We start from the raw sequence: 21,194 nt of genomic DNA, 5'->3' as shown, positions 1-21,194 counted from the left end.
CTGGCTGGTGAATCAACTATAAGTCTTTACTTATGCACGACCCAATAATTATTCATTTTTGTTAATCCCTTGTGAGCGCTAGTGTGGACCTGCGACCAAATTGAAACATTTGGTCACGCGTCGACCTGGTCTAGCAGGTCGTGGGTACCACCGGCTCAAGGGAATTTCCAAGTGATAACAAAGATCCTGATCGCCAACCGTGGTGAGATTGCCGTACGAATCGTACGTGCCTGCGCCGAAATGGGCATTCGCTCGGTCGCGATCTACTCCGATGCCGACCGTCATGCCTTGCACGTCAAGCGAGCGGACGAGGCCCACAGCATTGGTGCCGAGCCACTGGCCGGTTACCTGAACCCGCGCAAGCTGGTGAACCTGGCTGTGGAAACCGGTTGCGATGCACTGCACCCAGGCTACGGCTTCCTTTCGGAAAACGCCGAGCTGGCGGAGATCTGCGCCGAGCGCGGGATCAAGTTCATTGGCCCATCGGCCGAAGTGATTCGCCGCATGGGCGACAAGACCGAAGCCCGTCGCAGCATGATCAAGGCCGGTGTACCGGTGACCCCGGGCACTGAAGGCAACGTGTCGGGCATCGAAGAAGCCCTGACCGAAGGCGATCGTATCGGTTACCCGGTGATGCTCAAGGCCACTTCCGGTGGTGGCGGTCGCGGCATTCGTCGCTGCAACAGCCGTGAAGAGCTCGAACAGGCTTTCCCGCGGGTCATTTCCGAAGCCACCAAGGCTTTTGGTTCGGCGGAAGTGTTCCTGGAAAAATGTATCGTCAATCCGAAGCACATTGAAGCGCAAATTCTTGGCGACAGCTTCGGCAACGTGGTGCACCTGTTCGAACGTGACTGCTCGATCCAGCGCCGCAACCAGAAACTGATCGAAATCGCCCCAAGCCCACAGCTGACCCCGGAACAGCGCGCCTATATCGGCGACCTGTCGGTGCGCGCAGCCAAGGCCGTGGGATACGAGAACGCCGGCACCGTGGAGTTCCTGCTCGCCGAGGGCGAGGTGTACTTCATGGAGATGAATACCCGGGTGCAGGTGGAACACACCATCACCGAAGAAATCACCGGCATCGACATTGTCCGCGAGCAGATTCGCATTGCCTCCGGCCTGCCGCTTTCGGTGAAACAGGAAGACATCCAGCACCGCGGCTTCGCCCTGCAATTCCGGATCAACGCCGAAGACCCGAAGAACAACTTCCTGCCGAGCTTCGGCAAGATCACCCGTTACTACGCTCCCGGCGGCCCCGGCGTGCGAACCGACACGGCGATCTATACCGGCTACACCATTCCACCGTACTACGACTCCATGTGCCTGAAACTGGTGGTGTGGGCGCTGACCTGGGAAGAGGCGATGGACCGTGGCTTGCGCGCCCTGGATGACATGCGTCTGCAAGGGGTCAAGACCACCGCCGCGTACTACCAGGAAATCCTGCGTAACCCGGAATTCCGTAGCGGCCAGTTCAACACCAGCTTCGTTGAAAGCCACCCTGAACTGACCAACTACTCGATCAAGCGCAAACCCGAAGAGCTGGCCCTGGCCATCGCCGCCGCCATCGCCGCCCACGCAGGCCTGTGAGGAATAGAACAATGAGCAAACAAATCCACGTTACCGACACTATCCTGCGCGACGCCCACCAATCGCTGCTCGCCACCCGCATGCGCACCGAAGACATGCTGCCGATCTGCGACAAGCTCGACAAAGTCGGCTACTGGTCGCTGGAGTGCTGGGGCGGCGCGACGTTCGACGCCTGCGTACGTTTCCTGAAAGAAGATCCGTGGGAGCGTCTGCGCCAGCTGCGCGCCGCGCTGCCTAACACCCGCCTGCAAATGTTGTTGCGCGGCCAGAACCTGCTGGGCTACCGCCACTACAGCGACGACGTGGTCAAAGCCTTCGTGGCCAAGGCAGCGGTCAACGGCATCGACGTGTTCCGCATCTTCGACGCCATGAACGACGTGCGTAACCTGCGCGTGGCCATCGAAGCGGTGAAAGCCGCCGGCAAACACGCCCAGGGCACCATCGCCTACACCACCAGCCCGGTGCACACCATCGAGGCGTTCGTGAACCAGGCCAAGCAAATGGAAGCCATGGGTTGCGACTCAGTGGCGATCAAGGACATGGCCGGCCTGCTGACCCCGTACGCCACCGGCGAACTGGTCAAGGCTCTGAAAGCCGAGCAATCGTTGCCAGTGTTCATTCACTCCCACGACACTGCTGGCCTGGCCGCGATGTGCCAAATGAAGGCCATCGAAAACGGCGCCGATCACATCGACACCGCGATCTCCAGCTTCGCCTGGGGCACCAGCCACCCGGGTACCGAGTCGATGGTCGCCGCCCTTAAAGGCAGCGAGTTCGACACCGGCCTGAACCTGGAACTGCTGCAAGAGATCGGTCTGTACTTCTACGCAGTGCGCAAGAAGTACCACCAGTTCGAAAGCGAGTTCACCGCCGTCGACACCCGTGTTCAAGTCAACCAGGTACCGGGCGGGATGATTTCCAACCTGGCCAACCAGTTGAAAGAGCAGGGTGCGCTCAACCGCATGAGCGAAGTGCTGGCCGAAATCCCGCGCGTTCGTGAAGACCTCGGCTTCCCGCCGCTGGTGACCCCGACTTCGCAGATCGTCGGTACCCAGGCGTTCTTCAACGTGCTGGCCGGCGAGCGCTACAAGACCATCACCAACGAAGTGAAGCTGTACCTGCAAGGCGGCTACGGCAAGGCGCCGGGCACCGTGAACGAACAACTGCGTCGCCAGGCCATCGGCAGCGAAGAGGTTATCGACGTTCGCCCGGCCGACCTGCTCAAGCCGGAAATGGCCAAGCTGCGTGCCGATATCGGTGCCTTGGCCAAGTCTGAAGAAGACGTGCTGACCTACGCCATGTTCCCGGACATCGGTCGCAAGTTCCTCGAGGAACGCGCCGCTGGCACCCTCACGCCAGAGGTTCTGCTGCCGATTCCTGAAGCGGGTGGCGTGGCCTCTGCCGGTGGCGAAGGTGTGCCGACCGAGTTCGTCATCGACGTGCACGGTGAAACCTACCGCGTCGACATCACCGGTGTTGGCGTCAAGGCCGAAGGCAAGCGTCACTTCTACCTGTCCATCGACGGCATGCCGGAAGAAGTGGTGTTCGAGCCGCTCAACGAATTTGTCGGCGGCGGCAGCAGCAAGCGCAAGCAAGCCACTGCACCGGGTCACGTCAGCACCACCATGCCGGGCAACATCGTCGACGTGCTGGTCAAGGAGGGCGACACCGTCAAGGCAGGCCAGGCCGTGTTGATCACAGAAGCGATGAAGATGGAAACAGAAGTCCAGGCAGCCATCGCCGGTAAAGTCACCGCCATTCACGTGGCCAAGGGCGACCGGGTGAACCCGGGCGAGATCCTGATCGAGATCGAAGGCTGAGTTAACAGCCTCGATACAACGCTTTATACCTCGGGGGGGCATGTGCTCCCCTTTTTTTATGCCTGCAAATCCGTGCCTGAAAAACCTGTGGGAGCGGGCTTGCTCGCGATAGCGGAGCATCAGTCTCAACAATTGCTGAATGTGATGCCGCCATCGCGAGCAAGCTCGCTCCCACAGGTGCTGTGTCCCATCAGTGAAGCGGGTGTGAATTGATCAAGAGCTCGCTCGGGATGGCGTAATTCCAGGCGCTGACGATTACCCGCGACACTCCACCAACGACTTCACCTGCCCCGAACCGGTCTGGTTCTCATTGCTCAGCCACTTTTCAAACCCCGCACCAATCGCCGGCCACTCCGAATCCAGGATCGAATACCACGCCGTATCCCGGTTCTGTCCCTTGACCACCATGTGCTGGCGAAACACACCCTCAAAACTGAAGCCCAAACGCTCGGCAGCATATTTGGAGCGAGCGTTGGCGTTGTTGCATTTCCATTCCAGGCGACGGTAACCCAAGGCAAAGGATTCCTTGGCCAGAAGGTAAACCGCCTCTGTGCTTTTCGGCGAGCGCTGCATCGGGGCGCCGAAGGTGACGTGGCCGATTTCGATGCGGCCCTGGGCCGGGACGATGGACATCAGGCTGAGAATGCCCTGGACCTCGCCGCTGACGCGGTCGATCACGCTGAAGAAATACGGATCGCTGCTGGTCGCGTGGTTGTTCAGCCAGTCGTTGAAGACGCTGCGCTCCGGGAAGGGGCCGTAAGGCAGGTAGTCCCACAATTTCGGGTCAGCGCCCGGGCCTTGCAGGGCCTTGAACAGGTCGTCGCCGTGGCGCGCCGGGTCGAGTCTTTCCAGGCGGATGTAACGCCCTTCGATCAGTTGAGTCGTGGGGGGCGGGACGCCTTTCCAGTCGGCGAGTGAAATCGACATGCTGTTCTCCTTGAACCTAGATGGCTTTGCGAAACTGGATGAAACCGGGGCGTTCGGCGATGCGCTCGTAGAGCTGGATCGCGGTGGCATTGGTTTCGTGGGTCAGCCAGTGGACCTTGTTGCAACCGTCGGCCTTGGCTGTGGTGTAGACGAACTCGATCAACTGGCGGCCGACGCCGGTACCACGGGTTTGCGGGACCACCAACAAGTCTTGCAGGTAGCAGGAGTTTTCGATGGCCCAGTTCGAACGATGGTAGATGAAGTGCACCATGCCCACCGCTTTGTCATCGGCCCAGGCGAGGGCGGCGTGGGTCGGTTCGCTCGGGTCGAGCATGCGCTGCCAGGTGCTTTGAGTGACGGTATCCGCAAGTTCGGTGTTGTAGAAGCGCAGGTAGGCTTGCCACAGCGGCAACCATGCCGCGTGATCACCGGCGGTGACTTGGCGAATGTCGATCTGACTCATGGTGATTTCCTTAGCGCATCAATTGGGCGAGGGTTTGGTCGTTGACGTCGGGGCTGGCGGCCAGGCCTTTGCGCACGCCGGCGATGTCGGCGGGGCTGCGGTTCTGGCTGAGCTTGCGCTTGCCTTCCAGACGGTCGATGGGAATGGCGAAACCGACGATGGCCTTGAGCATGCCGTCGATGTAATCGGCGGGGGCATCGGCCACTGACCACGGTTGGGCGCGGCCAGCTTCATGACGATCGGTGAGGGTGCTGACGATGTCGAGCAGCCGCCCGCCATCACTGAAGGTTTCGGCTCGGCCATAGGCGTGTACGGCGACGTAGTTCCAGGTTGGCACGACTTTGCCGTGTTCGGCCTTGCTCGGGTAGAAGCCAGGGCTGACGTAGGCGTCGGCACCGGCAAAAATCAGCAGGGCTTCGGCGCCGTCGCGCAGGTCTTTCCACTGTGGATTGGCTTTGGCCAGATGTCCGTACAACGTGCCGTTCGAGCCTTGTTCGCAATGCAGCAGCACCGGTACATGGCTGGCTTGCAGGCCGCTTTCACCGTGGGTCACCAATATGGCGAGACGGGTGGCGAGGATCAGTTCATGCAGTTGGGACAACTCGTCGATGGCAAAAGCACGTGGCGTGTACATGGAGATATTTCCCTTGGCGAATGTCTGCATCCTAGGCAGGCTATTGGTCTGTTGTAAGAGCCATTAATGACCAATTTCATAGGTCCATTGTGATGACTAGCGAACCACTGTCCCTGACCTTCAACCCGGCAGGTATCGAACTTGATCGTCGCCAGGGGCTGAGTCGTCAGCTCTACCAGGCATTGCGCACGCGTGTGTTGGACGGGCGACTGGCCAGCGGTACGCGTCTGCCTGCCAGTCGTGATCTGGCAGCCGCGCTGGCGATTTCCCGCAACAGCGTAGTGCGCGCCTACGATCAGTTGTACGCCGAAGGGTTTATCGAAGGGCGGGTAGGCGATGGGACTTATGTCGCGCAACTGCCCCAGGCAACCGTGCCGGCAAAAAAACTATCCACAAAAGTATCCACAGGGTTTTCAACAGGGTTACCCACAACCTTATCCACAAATTGGCTCGATTTACCTGTGGATTCATCCAGCAAAGTTATCCACAGTGGTGCATTGACTCGCGTCGAAAAGAACCATTTACCCATGCCGCCCAGTGGTCCGCCCAAGGCTTTTCGGGTTGGTGTTCCGGCGTTCGATCTGTTTCCATTCGAGGTCTGGGCCAAGCTGAATGCGGCTTTCTGGCGTAAACCGGACTTGCAGCAGCTGTGTTATGGCGACCCGGCCGGCGATGCGCGCTTGCGCGGGATGATCGCCGCGTATTTGCGCAGTTCCCGTGGCATGCAGTGCACGGCTGAGCAAATTGTGATCACCAGTGGCGCGCAGCAGGGGATCAGCCTTTGTGCACAGTTGCTGGTGGAGCCGGGCGACGGCGTGGCGATCGAGAATCCGGGGTATCGGGCGGCGGGTCATGCGTTCGTCGTGGCGGGTGCACGGCTGCATGGGGTGACGGTGGACAGCGAGGGCATCGATTGCAGTGAACTGGCAAAGCTCAGTGATTGTCGGCTGACCTACGTCACGCCGTCACACCAGTATCCCACCGGCGTGGTCATGAGTCTGGCGCGACGCCTGGAGTTGCTGGCCTGGGCAGAGCGCACCCAGGGCTGGATCGTCGAGGACGATTACGACGGGGAGTACCGCTACAGCGGTGCACCGCTGGCGCCTTTGGCGGCGCTGGATCGGCAAGGCCGGGTGCTTTACGTGGGCACGTTCGGCAAGGTGGCGTTTCCAGCATTGCGCCTGGGTTATCTGGTGTTGCCTGCGGGTCTGGTGGAAGCCTTTGCCCAGCGTCGTGCAGTGGATGTTCGACATTCGGAAGTCAGTACCCAAGCAGTGATGGCCGAGTTCATGGCGGCGGGACACTTCCAGCGGCATATCCGCCGGATGCGCCGTGCGGCGCTGAGTCGGCGTAATACCCTGCTCAATGGCTGGCCGCTGGACATGCCTGGCGTCGGCCCATTACCCACAGTCGCCGCCGGGCTGCACATGACCGTGCCGATCGATAGTGTGGCGCGTGAGCAAGAACTGATCGAATTGGCACGTGGCGTCGATGTCGAGATCAATGGTTTGAGCAGTTATTGGCTGCCGGACTCCACCACCCCGGTCGATCAACGCGCCGGGCTGGTGCTGGGCTTTGCGGCAGTGCCTGAGAAATCGATCGAGGCGGCACTGGAGCGATTACGCTCGGTGTGGCGTGCTCGCTGAAGTGGGCGGGTGATCAACCCGTCCGTGTTCACACATCAGGGTGTGTATCGAGTGACTGGGTGCTCGGTCATCGCCATTTTACTTTTTGACGTTAGAGGCTTTTTGAAAAGAACAGTGTGCGTGCCAGTTGCGGGCTGATCGCGCTGCGATAAATGGCGATCACCTGGCTGCTGGAGGCCGAACTCAGGTCGACACCCCCGGCCATCATCCGTTGCTCACGCAGTTTCAAATGGGCGGCGGTAAATGCCTCGGCAGGCGTGTCGGACCCGGTGTAGTGGAAATGCGCGTACCACAATGGTTGCCCGGTGCCTCGCTCGCGAATCTCGTATTCCTCCAGGTAATCCTTGCGCGGGCCCTTGAGTCGGCGTCGCTCACCGCTGCGCACGATATCAATTTCATTTTTGCTCGACAGCCATTCGACGCGGGCCGCCGTGGGCGGCTGTTGCTTGATCATCTCGATCCGGATCCGGTAGCCCTCGGCATACAGTCGATCACGTGCCGCGTTCAAGTCAGCACCCAGTGTTGTCGTGGTGTCGGTCGTATTCGAAGCGGTCAGGGTCTGCTCGAGCATCTTCGCGCTTTTGTCGAGCTGTTCGGCTTTGTGCTGGAACAACTCTTCGATTTCCACCGGGATGCGGCCGGTTTTTTTCGCGCTCGCTTCGGTTTGCCGAATGAAGTTGTCCACACCGTCGAGCAGTGTCTGGCCTTGCGCGATTTGGGTGTCGAGGTCAGTCGCCTGGACGGTCGGGCGGCGACGTCGGGGTTGCACGCGCTCAATCCAGACGCCGGGTGTTTTTTCGTGAAAGGTGGCGATCACTTTGCCGGTCAAGGGGGATTTCACATCCAGCAGGATCGGCTCTCCCGAGCCCGAAGGACGCACTTCGCCAACGACCGTGCCCTTGAAGCGCGTCTTGACCACCCGTTTGTGCGATGCCGGCACGGGCCTTGAAGGGCCGGGGCGGGGCTCCACCGGCTGTTGTTCACGCAGCAATTGCGCCAGATTAGCTTCAGTGTCCTGCTGGAATTCACTGATCCGTGTACGTACGTGTTTGAACGGTTGCTCCAGAACCGCGTCCTTGTGGGTGAGGCTGAAGTCTTCGAAGAACTGGTCGATAGCGGCAAACTGTTCGAGCATGCCGTTGAGGCCTTCTATGCGTTCGCCTGTCGCCCATGCACTGTCTTGCAGCATCAGCTCTTGCGAGGTCTGGATAACCAGATTGGTGGTGTCGAGCAGGCGCTCGAATGCGCTCCTGGCGTCGATCAGAGCGGCACTGTTACCTTCTTTCAGGCAGACGTCGCGGGCCAGCGAAACCTGGAGCGCCTTGAGATCGTTGAGGCTGAAAGCGGGCAGTTTTGTCCGGTAGGTGCCCGCAACTTCCGCAGCGCCTCTACCGAGTCGGCTCAACTCATGGAACCGCGATTGGGCAAACTCTATTTTGCCGATCACGCCCTCGGCCAGTTCGACCATTTTCCGGTAGGTCGCAGGATTACCGGTCCCGCCTGCCGTTTCCTCGGCATCGAGCAGCACCAGAGTTTCCCTCAGGGTCTGCGCAAAAGTTGCATTGCGCTGATCGAGCCACGTCTGGTTGAAGAACAATTGGGTGCCGAGCATCTCGACCATGGCGGTTCGGTAGTTGGGCACCGTGTCGAGCAGGTTCAACGATTTCAGCTGCTCGATGGGCAGGGCGTACTCCTGGGTGCGGCGATCGAGCTTTTCGAGGAAACGCGTTTGCGCGGCAGGCAGTGACTCGTCGCTGGCCGATTTCATGGCGTTGTGAGCGTCGGTCAGTTCTGTACGTGCCCGTTCGCGTTCGCGATCAAACTCGACCAGTTGCCGTTTGAGGTCGGCAATGCGCTCGTGGTTCTGCTGTTTGAGTGCCTTGCGCCGACTCGACAGACCGCCGCCGCGCAGGCGCAGGCGAATGTCGACGAACCAGTCACCCCGTTGGTTGCTGATCAGTGCCGGGCCGCTACGCACGGGCTGCTGACGAGAGTCGATGATCGACACTTCGCCCGTGTCCTCTACGGCCACCTCGAACCAGCGCTCGCCCACCGGCGCATAGAAGGTGTTTTCCTTTCGATAGAGGTGGCGATAGACGCCGTTGCCACTGTCGGGCGGTGTGAGTTGTTCGGGTGGAATGACCTTGAACTGGTCCAGGGTTTTTGTCAGGTCCAGGGCCGCATCGGTTGCCACTGTCTGGCGATGTTGCGCAGGAGGGTACTCGCTGACGATGTCGGACAATTGCACGACGGTCACAGGTTTCCGGGCCGGTTTTTCCTGTTGCTCGATCGCTTTTGCAATGGGCTTTTCCTGGGCCCTGCGCGCAGGCGGATTACGCGTACTGGCGTGATGGGCAAGCACCATGGCAAGGGTCAGCAACAGGTCGGTCATGGCTGACTTCTGCTGCTGATGGTCGCCACGGTCGGCCGCGTCGAGGGTTTGCTGCAAGTCATCCAGCACTTGCCAGATCCAGGCGGCCGTCCCGACGGTTCGACCGAGAAAGGGCAATGCGGCATTGAGCAGCGTCCAGGCTGTCCGCTTGAAAGTCGCCCAGCGATTTTGCGCGTTGGACAGCGATTGCCGTTGCGCCAGTTCGACCAGCGCATTGACGTTGGCCTTGTACAGGACGGCCAGGTAATTGCCGCTGAGAACTCGAGGGCCGAGGGAAATCGGGCCGCTCATTTGCAGGGAGGTCAGCGGGTCGGCCAGCAGTTGAGAAATGCTCCAGACCGAAGGTCGGTCTCCGGTGAACGCATAGTTGGCGTAGTTGGTGCGGGCGTCGTCCGGCAGCCAGGCGAGTACGGACTGGCGCAACGTCGGCGAGTGTTTGATGGCGTAGACCAGGTTGGCCGGCGTTGGATACTGGCTCAGTGGTTGCTCAAGCATTGGCCGGTAAAGCAAGCACGGCCCCTTGTCCATCTGCCGGGGCCCGATCACGAACATGTTGGTCACTTCATCGGTGGCGCCCCCGATGCGCCAGCCTGGCGCGAAGGCCAGTGGGCGAATCACGATTTCCTGGTCATCCACCCAGCGATTGGCGTCGAGCACTTGCACCACGGCGGCGACATAGCGATAACCCGTCTCGTCGACGCCGTTCTGTTTGCGAATCTTCAGCTGTAAGGCCAACAGCGGTAACTCGATGCGCAAATGGCTGGTGAACAGGTTCTGACGCCGCAGGCTTTCAACGGGATCGGCGAGCAGCTTGCTTTTGATCAGCGCCGGGTAGTTCTGGCCAATGTCGACGCGTGTAATCAGCTCCTCCAGATAGCTCACCGTCATCCACTGTGGCAGCGCGGCGGCGCTGGAACTGTGTACGGATTTGTTGCCCAGCGGCAGGGCAATCAGGTTTTGCAGCGCCAGGTCGACCAGGCTCAGGGCAGTGCGCTCGGGTCCCACCGTTGGCACAAAACTGCCCCAGACCACCACGCTGTCGACCACGATCTCGATGTCCGCCAGGTTCAGATATGCGGCATCGGCATGTTGCGCGAGCATGGCTTCGCGCAGCTGATCCAGTGCAAATTCGCGGATCGGTTTGAGCCCGTCCAGAAAGGATTGCCCGGCGTTCTGATTGCGCACCGTCACCAGATCCATCAGATGACGGCTGTAAGCCGTGAGATCGGTGGATGACGCATCGGCCATCCAGTCTGGCAGCGATTGCTCGACCTGATTGAAGCGCGAGGATGACTGCTTGTCCGTCGGGTCGAGTTCGTTGTTCGTACGGCTGACGTGTGGCGCCAGGTCCGGGTTTGCCGCCGCGGGTTCGTTGGCCAGCGCACCGATTGCATCGGCTTGCAGGGCTATCAGGTTGCACGCCAGGCGGTCGAAATAATTTCCCGTCGGTTCGATCAAGCGCCAATGCAGGATATTCCCCGGTACTTGCCCATCGGTGTCCGCCAACAACGACTCGCCCAGTTCCTGCAGGGAGTCAAACGCCTGGAAACCACGAGTGATGGTGTGAGTGATGATCAGGGTCCGGGTACCCAGTGTTCCGATCAGTACCGCCATGTCGAGGATGTTGACGTGAGTCGAGGCAGCGTCGCGCAGGATGTCCAGGTCAATCAGGCAGGCGCGCGACTGATAGGGGTCATGCGCACGGCGTGCGCTTATGTCCGGGTAGGCGAAAAGCTTGCCGGCCATGGCGTGTTGGTCGCTGTCCCAGTCAGGGTTGGCTTCGATGTTCCACAGGTCGCGCAAGGATTTGGACAGCGCCTGCCAGCGTGGAGCCGACGCGCGGGTGAACTGGTTCCAGTAATCGACCTGTTGCTCTTGAAAAGCGACAAACAGCAGCGGTGCCAACTCGTTGAGCAGGCGCCCGATGGCGTCGATGCTCACAGGCAGTTGGGCCGGTGTCTGTTTCTGAGGGTGCAGCGTGAGGTAGTGCTCGCCGTCGAGGTAGACCACGGGCGTTCGCGCTACGCCATGACGCACCAGTGCGTCTGTCAGCGACTCGAAGTGCCGTGGCCCGGGCTCGACAAGCCCATTGTGAAAGACCCAGGACGGTGTCACCACCATGGCCAGGCGAGGATCGATTTGCAAATTCGGGTAAAGCGCTTTCAAGGCAGGTTGCAGCGCATGTGTGGCGACTTCCCTGATCGAGGGGCCGGTTACCAATTGAGTGAGCAGGGCATCTTGATCAGTGGAGAGGCCGGTTTCAGACGCAGGGCTGGAAGTATCTGTCATGGTCACATCCTTTGTGAGGGCAGCAGGCACCGTGGATAGTCCGGTGCGCGGTCCCTTGCAAAGTAGCGACGGGTATCGCGATGTTGGCGGTAAATAAATATCGCGGGCAAAAAAAGACCTGCGCAAGCGCAGGTCAGCATAAACGCGCGTCGGTTATCAGGTGCCGGACTTGATCTTGGTCCAGGCCCGGGTCCGTGCACGCTCGGCATCGCGCGGCAGCGGTTGCAGGGTGTAGAGCGTGCTCATCGCCGTATCGGTCGGGTACAGGTTCGGGTTGTTGCGGATCGCCGGGTCGACCAGTTCCGTGGCGTCCTTGTTCGGGTTCGGGTAACCGACAAAGTCACTGACCGGTGCAATCACCTGCGGCTGTAGCAGGTAGTTGATGAAGGTGTAGGCGTCTTCGGGGTTTTTCGCCCCCTTCGGAATTGCCAGCATGTCGAACCAGATCGGCGCGCCTTCCTTCGGCAAACGCATGTCGACGACCACCCCATTCTTGGCTTCCTTGGCGCGATTGGCGGCTTGCGAGAAGCTGCCGGAATAGCCGACTGCGACACAGATGTCACCGTTGGCAATGTCGGCCATGTACTTGGACGAGTGGAAGTAGGTGATGTACGGACGAATCTTCATCAGCAGTGTTTCAGCCTTGTCATAGTCCGCAGGCTTCTTGCTGTTGGGGTCAAGGCCGAGGTGTTGCAGGGCCAGCGGCAGGATCTCCGAGGGCGAGTCGAGCAGGGCGACACCGCACTGCTTGAGCTTGCTGATGTTTTCTTCCTTGAAGATCAGGTCCCAGCTGTCTACCGGCGCGTCGGCGCCCAAGGCTGCCTTGACCTTGTCCGGGTTGAAGCCGATCAGGATGGTCCCGTACATGTACGGCACGGCAAATTTGTTGCCCGGGTCGTTGGCCTCGATCAGCTTCATCAGCTTGGGATCGAGGTGGTTCCAGTTCGGCAGCTTGCTGCGGTCCAGGGGCTGGAATACGCCGGCTTCGATTTGCTTGGCGAGGAACACGTTGGACGGCACCACCACGTCGTAGCCGGAGTTGCCGGTCAGCAGCTTGGCTTCCAGTGCTTCGTTGGTGTCGAAGATGTCGTAGACCAGTTTGGTCTGGGTGTTCTGAGCCTTGAAGTCTTCCAGGGCCTTGGGGGTGATGTAGTCGAACCAGTTGTAGACGCGCAGGGTTCGCTCTTCAGCGTGGGCGGCGCCACTGAGCACCGTGGCGCATAGCGCTGGAAAAATAAAACGCTTAAGACTTTTCATTCTTCTACTTCCTCATTAAGCGCTTTCAAAACCTTCGAGAACGTTCACGGCATTGATGCCGATTTCTTCCACGGCATAGCCGCCTTCCATGACGAACAGCGTGGGTTTGCCGAGCGCCGCGATGCGCTTGCCCATGGCCAGGTAATCCGGGCTGTCGAGTTTGAATTGCGAGATCGGATCATCCTTGAAGGTATCGACGCCAAGGGACACCACGACGATGTCGGCGCCGTAGTTTTCGATCTCTTTGCAGGCTTGTTCCAACGCTGCGCTCCAGGTATCCCAGCCTGAACCGGCAGCCAACGGGTAGTTGAAGTTGAAGCCTTCACCGGCGCCTTCGCCCAGTTCGTCTTCATAGCCTAGGAAGAACGGGAACTCGGCTTCCGGGTGACCGTGGATCGAGGTGAACAGCACATCACTTCGCTCGTAGAAAATCGACTGGGTGCCGTTGCCGTGGTGGTAATCGACGTCGAGGATCGCGACTTTTTTGTGGCCCTGATCGAGGAACGCCTGGGCAGCGATGGCGGCGTTGTTGAGGTAGCAATAACCACCCATCAAATCGCTGGCGGCGTGGTGTCCCGGTGGACGGCACAGGGCGAAAGCAGAACGGGCGCCGCGCTGGATTTCAGCTTGGGCGGTGAGCGCGACTTGTGCTGCGCTGTACGCCGCTTGCCAGGTGCCAGCGGTGATCGGGGCGCCGCCGTCGAAGCTGTAATAGCCGAGTTGGCCGTGCAGGCTGGTCGGTTTGATCGGGCGCAAGGTGCGTGCAGGCCAGGTGTAGGGCAGCAGGTCACCGTCGGTGTTGAACTCGGTCCAGCGTGCCCAGGCACCTTTGAAAAAGTCGAGGTAGTCGCGGCTGTGAATGCGGGCGATAGGCTCAAGACCGAAATCCTTTGGCGCTTCGACTGGGCCAAGGTTCTGGTTCTGCACGCGTTGCAGCACATGATCGGCGCGCGATGGCATCTCGAAGCACGGCTTGAGCTGGCCGTCGATGAGTTCGCAGCGGCCATGGTGCAGGTGGTGATCGTCAGAGTAGATCGTCAGCATTTGTTGTTCTCCGCAGGGCTGATTCGGTTGCCCCCAGTGTTGCGGCGCACGGCGAATCGGAGAACGGCAGGAAAGGCCAAAAGGGGATCGATATGGCCAAAACATTTGACCGAAATTCGCCCCTTTATAATGCGGAGCTCTCGCGGCCGCCATCGCGAGCAAGCTCGCTCCCACAGGTGAGCCTCAGCGTCCGCGATTTTTTGTAAGACGCATACCCCTTGTGGGAGCGAGCTTGCTCGCGATGGCGGCAGATCGGTCACTACAGCCCTCAGGGCCGGAACTGACTCGGCGCCACACCACTCCAGCGCACAAAGGCATGGCGAAAACTCGCGGTCTCGCTGAAGCCCAACGCTTCGGCAATCTGATAGATCGGCAATTGATCCTCGCAAAGCATCTGCTTGGCCTGTTCGAAGCGCAGTTCGTCGAGCAGCTCCTGGTAGCTGCAACCCATGTCCTTGAGATGCCGGCGCAAGGTCCGCGCCGAACAGTTCATTTGCTCGGCCAGCCCCTCCAGCCCGGGCGCGGCATTCAGTTGCGCGCTGAGCAATTGGCGGATCCGTCCCAGCCAGGCCTGTCGCCCGGTGAACTCGATGTTCTGTTTTCGGCAGCGTTCGGCCATGGCTTGATGGGTGATGACATCGGCCAGCGGCAATGGCTGGTCGAGCCAGCGCTTGTCGAAAGCGAAGGCGTTGTTCCGTGCTCCGAAGTGCACTGGGCAGTTGAAGTGTTCGGCGTAGGTCGCTTCGTAGTCGGGCGCGGCATGTTCGAAGCGTGCGCCGAGCAAGGGCAGGGGATGGCCGAGCAGGTCGTCGCAGGTGACTTTCAGCGACACCAGGCAGAACTCGGCATTGAACACTGCCATGGCGGGGCTCTCGCGGTAATCGGCGGCGGCGAACCAGATGCGCTCGCCATCGTCTTTAAGGCTCAGTTCGAAAAGTGTTCCCAGCAGCGCCGGATAGCGCATCGCCAGACGCAAAGCGTCACCGAAGGTGGCACTGGTGAGCAGGGCGTAACCGAGCATGCCGTAGCAGGAGACGTGCATCCGCCGACCCAGTTCCAGGCCGATGTCACGCTTGAGTGCGACGGCGTTGGCACAGACCTGCATTTCCTGATTGGTGGTGATACGCGTGTCGGCACGGTTCAGATCCGCCGCACTGATGCCGCTTCCGGCCAGCAGTGCTTCGCTGGACAAGCCCTGTGCCTTGAAGGCATCGAGTACCAGGGAGACGGCATTGAGGGTGGTGAGGTGGGAGTGGAGCATAAGGACTTCCAGCCTTGGGATAGCTGGAACACAGCAAGTTGCATGCCGAGGCACAAAACTGTAGGAGCGAGCCTGCTCGCGATGGTCGTGAACGATAACGCTGGCAGCCTGACACCCCGCGGCGATCTCTTGTCCATCGCGAGCAGGCTCGCTCCTACAGGTGTGTTGTGTGGTGTCAGCTCAATTCGCCGCAAAGGTCGAGTTCAACGAGACGGCGAACCTCGGCAGCTTCGAGTCCGGCTCCCAGCAAGCCATGCAACTTGCCAAACGCCGCCTCACGGGTCATGCCGCCACCGGACAGCACGCCAACGCCACGCAGGCGGCTGCCTGCCTCATACACGTCGAGCTTCACGCCACCTTCATGGCATTGGGTAACGGCAACCACCACCACGCCGTTGTCCCGTGCACGGCCGAAGCTGGCGAGGAACTCTGGATTGTCGCTCGGCCCGGTGCCGCTGCCGTAGCACTCCAGCACCAGGCCCTGAATGCCGCTGTCGAGCAAACCATCCAGCACCTCGGCGCTAATGCCGGGAAACAACGGCAGCACTGCGACGTTCGCCAATTGCTTCGGCTGGTTGTAGTTCAGTTGTGCCGGAATCGAGGCCGCTTTCACACCGCCGCCCTGACGCACCAGTCGCTTGAAGGGATGACGGCCAAAACTGCGCACCTTGGCGCAACGGGTCGGGTCCAGCAGTTCGCCATGGAAGTACAGATGCACGCCCGGCGCCAGGCCCTGGCCCAGCGCAACCAGCGCGCCGCCGAGGTTTTCCCAGGCGTCGCTGTCAGTTACACCTGCCGGCAGCATCGAGCCGGTGAAGCACACGCGGGCATGCAGGCCGAGCAACTGGAAACTCATCGCGGCCGCGCTGTAGGCCAGGGTGTCGGTGCCATGCAGGATCAGCACGCTGTCGCAGCCCTGAACATCCACCGCATCGACCACCGCTTCACGCAACTGCTGCCAGTACGTCGGGGTCATGTTGGCACTGTCGATCAGCGGCGACATTTCACGGAAACGCCATTGCGGTACCACCAGCTCAGGCTGGCCGTGCAGATAGTCGCGCATCCGCGCTTCGAAACCGGACGCCGGGGCCAGGCCGTTGGCGCTGGCCTGCATGCCGATGGTGCCACCGGTGTAGAGCACCATGACGTGCTGGGCGGCGGGGTAGGTCGACGAATTCATGAAGATTCTCCGAAAGGAAGAGTTCCTGTGGGAGCGAGCTTGCTCGCGATAGCGGTATGTCAGACATCGCTATGTTGACTGACAGTGCGCCATCGCGAGCAAGCTCGCTCCCACAGTTTTTCGAACTTTAACTGACGGGCGCACGCGATGCGCCCGTCATTTACCTGTCAGCGTTGCGCTGCGGGTACGCCTTGCGGCTCAACTTCAGTTTTGCCGACAGCGGCAGGCGGGTTGGCCGGCCACGCCTGGCGATCCAGATCCAGATCCGGGAACTTGGCGGAGTCGAACACCGGAGTCTTGATCCCGGCGGCGCGTTGGTCATCGTAATCACGCAGGATGCGCATGCCGACCTTGAACAGCAGGAAGAGCGCGATCAGGTTGACGAACGCGAGCATGGTCATGGTGATGTCGGCGAAAGCGAACACGGTGCCGAGGTTTTCGATGGCGCCCCAGAAAATCAGCACCAGTACCAGCGCGCGATAGCCCATCAGCGCTTTGCGGTTTTCACCGATCAAAAAGCGCAGGTTGTTCTCACCCAGGTAGTAGTTGTAGAGGATCGAGGTGAACACGAACAACGCCAGGGCTACGGAGATGAACATCCGGCCCCAGTCACCGACCACGGCGGCCAGCGAGTTCTGGGTCAGGGCAATGCCGTCGCCTTCGAAGCCTGGGGTGTAGAAACCGGAGAGCAGAATCAGCAACGCGGTGCAGGTGCAGATCACGAAGGTATCGAGGAACACGCTGAACGCCTGGACCACGCCTTGCGCCACCGGGTGCTCGACCGCCGCAACCGCCGCCACGTTAGGCGCACTGCCCAGGCCTGCTTCGTTGGCGAACACGCCACGCTTCACGCCCATGATAATGGCGCTGCCGATCAGGCCGCCGAAGGCCTGGTCCAGACCGAAGGCGCTCTTGACGATGGTCATCAGCATGCCCGGCACCTGGTCGAACTGCAGCACGATCACGTAGATGGTCACGCCGATGTACACCAGGGTTTTCACCGGCACCAACAGGTCGGCGACCTTGGCGATGCGCTTGATCCCGCCGATGAACACCAGGCCCAGCAGCACGGCCAGGCCGATGCCGGTGTAAGTGGTGTCGAGGCCGAACGCGTTGTTCAGCGAGTGCGTCACAGCGTGGGCTTGCAGGCCGTTGAAGGCGAAGCCGAACGTTACCAGCAACAGGAACGCCATCAGCATGCCCAACCAGCGTTTTTGCAAACCGTGCTGGATGTAATAGGACGGGCCACCACGGAACTGGCCTTCGGAATCGCAGCGCTTGTAGAGCTGGCCGAGGGAGCATTCGAAGAAACTGCTGGACATGCCGACCAGCGCGGTCACCCACATCCAGAACACCGCACCTGGGCCACCGAGGGTCACGGCAATGCCGACACCGGCGATGTTGCCCGCACCGACGCGGCCGGCGAGGCTGAGCATCAGGGCCTGGAACGAGCTCAGTTGCCCGGCGCTGCTTTTGAGGCTGTCGCGGAACACCGCGAACATGTGGAAGAAGTGACGCAATTGAACGAAACGCGAGCGGATCGTGAAGTAGCTACCGAGCCCGACAATGAGCACGATCAGTACTTTCCCTGAGAGGAAGTCGTTAATGACTTCGAGCATGGATTATTCCTCGCTGTTTTTTGTGTAGGCAACAATGCTGGCCGGACAGACACATCGAGTTACACCCCTTGGCGCACGGCACAATGGGCGGTACGAAGTTCGTCCCGGTTTCATATCGCGGGTTTGTTATTAGTTCGGGTTTCGCATGGGTTGTGGCCTCGCTACCGACGACCGCTCATGCGAAGAGGGGCGGCACTATACCGATGACAGTGCCGTCCGTCTGCACGGTTGTGGTGCATGCGGTGAAACGAAGCCTTTGAAACACCTGACATTTGTGCTGTCAGGCTATGTGGGAACTGCTCTTGGTGGGAGCGGGCTTGCTCGCGAAAGCGGTGTATCAGACACGTCATTGTTGAATGTGCCGCCGCCTTCGCGAGCAAGCCCGCTCCCACATTGGTCAGTCCCCAGACATACGGTTTCACTGGCAAATGGTTAAAAAAAAGGGCCTGGAGATTGATCTCCAAGCCCTCAAAAGGTGAGAGGTGTCTAGTCCCTCGACCTGGTGAGCGGTGCTACAAGTAACGCGTCGGGTTATGCCTTCAGAGGCACCAGACGCGGAGCAATCATGTTTTCCGGGCGCAGGATGTCGGCGAGCATGGCTTCGTCGAGCAGACCTTCTTCGCGCACCAGTTCCAGCACGCCACGGCCGCTTTCAAGGGCGAGGCCGGCGATGCGGGTGGCATTTTTGTAGCCGATGTACGGGTTCAGTGCGGTGACCAGGCCGATCGAGTGCTCGACCAGTTCACGGCAGCGTGCTTCGTTGGCGGTGATGCCGACGATGCAGTGCTCGCGCAGCATGTCCATGGCGCGTTGCAGCAGGCGGATCGAGTCGAAGATCTTGAAGGCGATCAGCGGCTCCATCACGTTCAGTTGCAGTTGGCCGCCTTCGGCCGCGATGGTCAGGGCCAGGTCGTTACCGATGATCTGGAACGCTACCTGGTTGACCGCTTCCGGAATAACCGGGTTGACCTTGCCTGGCATGATCGAGCTGCCTGGCTGACGCGCCGGCAGGTTGATCTCGTTGATGCCGGTGCGTGGGCCGCTGGACAGCAGGCGCAGGTCGTTGCAGATCTTCGACAGCTTGACCGCGGTACGCTTGAGCATGCCGGAGAACAGCACGAAGGCGCCCATGTCGGAGGTGGCTTCGATCAGGTCGGCGGCCGGTACCAGCGGTTGACCGCTGATTACTGCCAGACGCTGAACAGCCAGGTGCTGGTAACGCGGGTCGGCGTTGATGCCGGTGCCGATCGCGGTGCCGCCCAGGTTAACTTCCGTCAGCACTTCCGGTGCCAGAGTCTTCAGGCGTGCGAGGTCTTCACCCAAGGTAGTGGCGAACGCACGGAATTCCTGACCCAGGGTCATCGGAACGGCGTCTTGCAGTTGGGTACGACCCATCTTCAGGACGTGGTTGAATTCTTCACCCTTGGCCGCGAACGCCTGAATCAGGCTGTCGAGGCTGGCGAGCAGGGCGTCGTGACCGAGCAACAGACCCAGACGGATCGCCGTCGGGTAGGCGTCGTTGGTCGACTGCGCCATGTTCACGTCGTCGTTCGGGTGCAGGTACTGATACTCGCCTTTCTGGTGACCCATGGCCTCCAGTGCGATGTTGGCGATGACTTCGTTGGCATTCATGTTGGTCGAAGTGCCAGCACCGCCTTGAATCATGTCCACCACGAACTCTTCGTGGAAGTCGCCGCGGATCAAACGTGCACAAGCTTCGCTGATGGCGGCGTGCTTGGCTTCGCTCAGGTGACCCAACTCACGGTTGGCGTCGGCAGCGGCCTGTTTAACCATGGCCAAACCGACAACCAGTTTCGGGTAGTGCGAAATCGGAACGCCCGAAAGGCGGAAGTTATTCACCGCTCGCAGGGTCTGGATACCGTAATACGCTTGAGCCGGTACTTCGAGGGCGCCAAGCAGGTCATTTTCTGTGCGGAATGATGCAGCGGAGGACATGATAGAAATCATCTCAATATGGACCCGGTCTGTGCCGGAACGCTGTGAATGCTAGGCTTGTGCAGAATTTTGGGCCAATGCTGTTAAGCACTAGCCTATGCACATTCGGCATAATGCCCGTGTGACGCCGGCTTGACGGCGAACGTGTGACCTAAATTGGTGCGTGTCCGGGAGGACGTGATGAATCTGGAAAGCAAATGGCTGGAGGACTTCAGTGCCCTGGCCGCCACCCGCAGTTTCTCCCAGGCCGCCGAGCGGCGTTTTGTGACGCAGCCGGCGTTCAGTCGGCGAATCCGCAGCCTTGAAGCCGCGTTGGGGCTGACCCTGGTCAACCGTTCGCGCACGCCGGTGGAGCTGACGGCGGCAGGGCAATTGTTTCTGGTCACCGCGCGCACCGTGGTCGAACAGCTGGGTGAAGTATTGCGCCATCTGCATCACCTGGAGGGCGGGCAGGGCGAAGTGATGCAGGTCGCTGCCGCGCACTCCCTGGCGCTCGGTTTCTTTCCGCGCTGGATCGCGCAGTTGCGCAACGAAGGTTTGAACATCGCCACGCGACTGGTGGCGACCAACGTCGGTGATGCCGTGCATGCCTTGCGCGAAGGCGGCTGCGATCTGATGCTGGCGTTCTACGACCCGGATGCGGCGATGCAGATGGACCCCGAAATCTTCCCCTCGCTACACCTTGGCCACACCGAGATGCTGCCGGTCTGCGCGGCAGACGCCGATGGCAAGCCGCTGTTCGATCTGGAAGGCGAGGGCAGCGTGCCGCTGTTGGCCTACAGCGCCGGTGCGTTCCTCGGTCGTTCGGTGAACATGTTGCTGCGCCAACGGGCGCTGCGCTTCACCACCATCTACGAAACCGCCATGGCCGACAGCCTGAAAAGCATGGCCCTTGAAGGCCTGGGCATCGCCTGGGTGCCGCAACTCAGCGTGCGTGCCGAACTGGCACGCGGTGAGCTGGTGGTCTGCGGCGGCCCGCAATGGCATGTGCCGCTGGAGATTCGTTTGTACCGCTGCGCGCTGGTACGCAAGGCCAATGTGCGGTTGTTGTGGCGCAAACTGGAAGGCGGAGCGGCGGGTTCTGCTTCCTGAGGGCGAAGCGTGATCAAGGCCAATCGA

At 60.5% G+C, this 21,194-nt stretch carries 14 protein-coding genes; 4 read left to right on the top strand and 10 right to left on the bottom strand.

The features are described from left to right. The first annotated feature begins 171 nt into the window (after positions 1-171). Positions 172-1,587 (top strand): acetyl-CoA carboxylase biotin carboxylase subunit, encoded by a 1,416-nt coding sequence (locus KGA98_RS04570; protein ID WP_046038868.1) that lies wholly within the window; start codon positions 172-174, stop codon positions 1,585-1,587. Between the two features lie 11 nt (positions 1,588-1,598). Next, positions 1,599-3,407 (top strand): sodium-extruding oxaloacetate decarboxylase subunit alpha, encoded by a 1,809-nt coding sequence (gene oadA, locus KGA98_RS04565; protein ID WP_057712702.1) that lies wholly within the window; start codon positions 1,599-1,601, stop codon positions 3,405-3,407. Positions 3,408-3,662: 255 nt separating this feature from the next. Here oadA and KGA98_RS04560 read toward each other — a convergent pair whose 3' ends face one another. The 3 genes from KGA98_RS04560 to KGA98_RS04550 are packed head-to-tail and all read right to left on the bottom strand — an operon-like array spanning position 3,663 to position 5,431. Next, positions 3,663-4,334 (bottom strand): GNAT family N-acetyltransferase, encoded by a 672-nt coding sequence (locus KGA98_RS04560; RefSeq protein ID WP_150812701.1) that lies wholly within the window; start codon positions 4,332-4,334, stop codon positions 3,663-3,665. Positions 4,335-4,350: 16 nt separating this feature from the next. Then, positions 4,351-4,797, bottom strand: coding sequence for a GNAT family N-acetyltransferase (locus KGA98_RS04555; RefSeq protein ID WP_154860866.1), 447 nt, complete (start codon positions 4,795-4,797; stop codon positions 4,351-4,353). 10 nt (positions 4,798-4,807) lie between these two features. Next, complete coding sequence (locus KGA98_RS04550) at positions 4,808-5,431, bottom strand: FMN-binding negative transcriptional regulator (protein ID WP_057712705.1); 624 nt, start codon at positions 5,429-5,431, stop codon at positions 4,808-4,810. A 92-nt stretch (positions 5,432-5,523) separates the two neighbouring features. Here KGA98_RS04550 and KGA98_RS04545 point away from each other — a divergent pair, with 92 nt between their 5' ends. Then, positions 5,524-7,077, top strand: coding sequence for a PLP-dependent aminotransferase family protein (locus KGA98_RS04545; RefSeq protein WP_223501545.1), 1,554 nt, complete (start codon positions 5,524-5,526; stop codon positions 7,075-7,077). A 91-nt stretch (positions 7,078-7,168) separates the two neighbouring features. On the opposite strand, the gene KGA98_RS04540 is transcribed toward KGA98_RS04545, so the two are convergent. The 7 genes from KGA98_RS04540 to KGA98_RS04510 all read right to left on the bottom strand — a co-directional run bounded on the left by KGA98_RS04540 (position 7,169) and on the right by KGA98_RS04510 (position 20,075). Beyond that, a complete protein-coding gene (locus KGA98_RS04540) occupies positions 7,169-11,758 on the bottom strand; it encodes a hypothetical protein (RefSeq protein ID WP_223501543.1) in 4,590 nt (1,529 codons plus the stop codon). A gap of 156 nt (positions 11,759-11,914) precedes the next feature. Beyond that, positions 11,915-13,015, bottom strand: coding sequence for a polyamine ABC transporter substrate-binding protein (locus KGA98_RS04535; RefSeq protein ID WP_223501536.1), 1,101 nt, complete (start codon positions 13,013-13,015; stop codon positions 11,915-11,917). A 15-nt stretch (positions 13,016-13,030) separates the two neighbouring features. Further along, the gene (locus KGA98_RS04530) at positions 13,031-14,059 is read right to left on the bottom strand and encodes a histone deacetylase family protein (RefSeq protein ID WP_223501533.1); all 1,029 of its coding nucleotides are present in this window, start codon (positions 14,057-14,059) and stop codon (positions 13,031-13,033) included. A gap of 268 nt (positions 14,060-14,327) precedes the next feature. Next, positions 14,328-15,320: an AraC family transcriptional regulator gene (locus KGA98_RS04525; RefSeq protein ID WP_223501529.1), complete on the bottom strand. Its 993-nt coding sequence runs from the start codon at positions 15,318-15,320 to the stop codon at positions 14,328-14,330. Positions 15,321-15,495: 175 nt separating this feature from the next. Further along, positions 15,496-16,500 (bottom strand): asparaginase, encoded by a 1,005-nt coding sequence (locus KGA98_RS04520; RefSeq protein WP_223501527.1) that lies wholly within the window; start codon positions 16,498-16,500, stop codon positions 15,496-15,498. 167 nt (positions 16,501-16,667) lie between these two features. Next, on the bottom strand, positions 16,668-18,119 hold the full coding sequence (locus KGA98_RS04515; RefSeq protein ID WP_057712713.1) for an alanine/glycine:cation symporter family protein: 1,452 nt from the start codon (positions 18,117-18,119) through the stop codon (positions 16,668-16,670). Between the two features lie 531 nt (positions 18,120-18,650). After that, on the bottom strand, positions 18,651-20,075 hold the full coding sequence (locus tag KGA98_RS04510; RefSeq protein ID WP_046038891.1) for an aspartate ammonia-lyase: 1,425 nt from the start codon (positions 20,073-20,075) through the stop codon (positions 18,651-18,653). A gap of 180 nt (positions 20,076-20,255) precedes the next feature. Between KGA98_RS04510 and KGA98_RS04505 the strand changes: the two genes are divergently transcribed. After that, the gene (locus tag KGA98_RS04505) at positions 20,256-21,167 is read left to right on the top strand and encodes a LysR substrate-binding domain-containing protein (protein ID WP_057712714.1); all 912 of its coding nucleotides are present in this window, start codon (positions 20,256-20,258) and stop codon (positions 21,165-21,167) included. Positions 21,168-21,194 lie beyond the last annotated feature (27 nt).

This window comes from Pseudomonas sp. BF-R-24, assembly GCF_019947335.1.
GTDB classification, from domain to species: Bacteria; Pseudomonadota; Gammaproteobacteria; order Pseudomonadales; family Pseudomonadaceae; genus Aquipseudomonas; species Aquipseudomonas jessenii.
This window is presented reverse-complemented; position numbering and strand designations above follow the sequence as displayed.

What these genes read in the sequence shown, in the direction of transcription:
- KGA98_RS04525 (WP_223501529.1), bottom strand. Translation starts at nt 15,320, where the DNA reads ATGCTCCACTCCCACCTCACCACCCTCAATGCCGTCTCCCTGGTACTC.
- KGA98_RS04540 (WP_223501543.1), bottom strand. Translation starts at nt 11,758, where the DNA reads ATGACAGATACTTCCAGCCCTGCGTCTGAAACCGGCCTCTCCACTGAT.
- KGA98_RS04515 (WP_057712713.1), bottom strand. Translation starts at nt 18,119, where the DNA reads ATGCTCGAAGTCATTAACGACTTCCTCTCAGGGAAAGTACTGATCGTG.
- KGA98_RS04505 (WP_057712714.1), top strand. Translation starts at nt 20,256, where the DNA reads ATGAATCTGGAAAGCAAATGGCTGGAGGACTTCAGTGCCCTGGCCGCC.
- KGA98_RS04535 (WP_223501536.1), bottom strand. Translation starts at nt 13,015, where the DNA reads ATGAAAAGTCTTAAGCGTTTTATTTTTCCAGCGCTATGCGCCACGGTG.
- KGA98_RS04530 (WP_223501533.1), bottom strand. Translation starts at nt 14,059, where the DNA reads ATGCTGACGATCTACTCTGACGATCACCACCTGCACCATGGCCGCTGC.
- KGA98_RS04510 (WP_046038891.1), bottom strand. Translation starts at nt 20,075, where the DNA reads ATGTCCTCCGCTGCATCATTCCGCACAGAAAATGACCTGCTTGGCGCC.
- KGA98_RS04560 (WP_150812701.1), bottom strand. Translation starts at nt 4,334, where the DNA reads ATGTCGATTTCACTCGCCGACTGGAAAGGCGTCCCGCCCCCCACGACT.
- KGA98_RS04550 (WP_057712705.1), bottom strand. Translation starts at nt 5,431, where the DNA reads ATGTACACGCCACGTGCTTTTGCCATCGACGAGTTGTCCCAACTGCAT.
- KGA98_RS04555 (WP_154860866.1), bottom strand. Translation starts at nt 4,797, where the DNA reads ATGAGTCAGATCGACATTCGCCAAGTCACCGCCGGTGATCACGCGGCA.
- KGA98_RS04520 (WP_223501527.1), bottom strand. Translation starts at nt 16,500, where the DNA reads ATGAATTCGTCGACCTACCCCGCCGCCCAGCACGTCATGGTGCTCTAC.
- KGA98_RS04545 (WP_223501545.1), top strand. Translation starts at nt 5,524, where the DNA reads ATGACTAGCGAACCACTGTCCCTGACCTTCAACCCGGCAGGTATCGAA.
- oadA (WP_057712702.1), top strand. Translation starts at nt 1,599, where the DNA reads ATGAGCAAACAAATCCACGTTACCGACACTATCCTGCGCGACGCCCAC.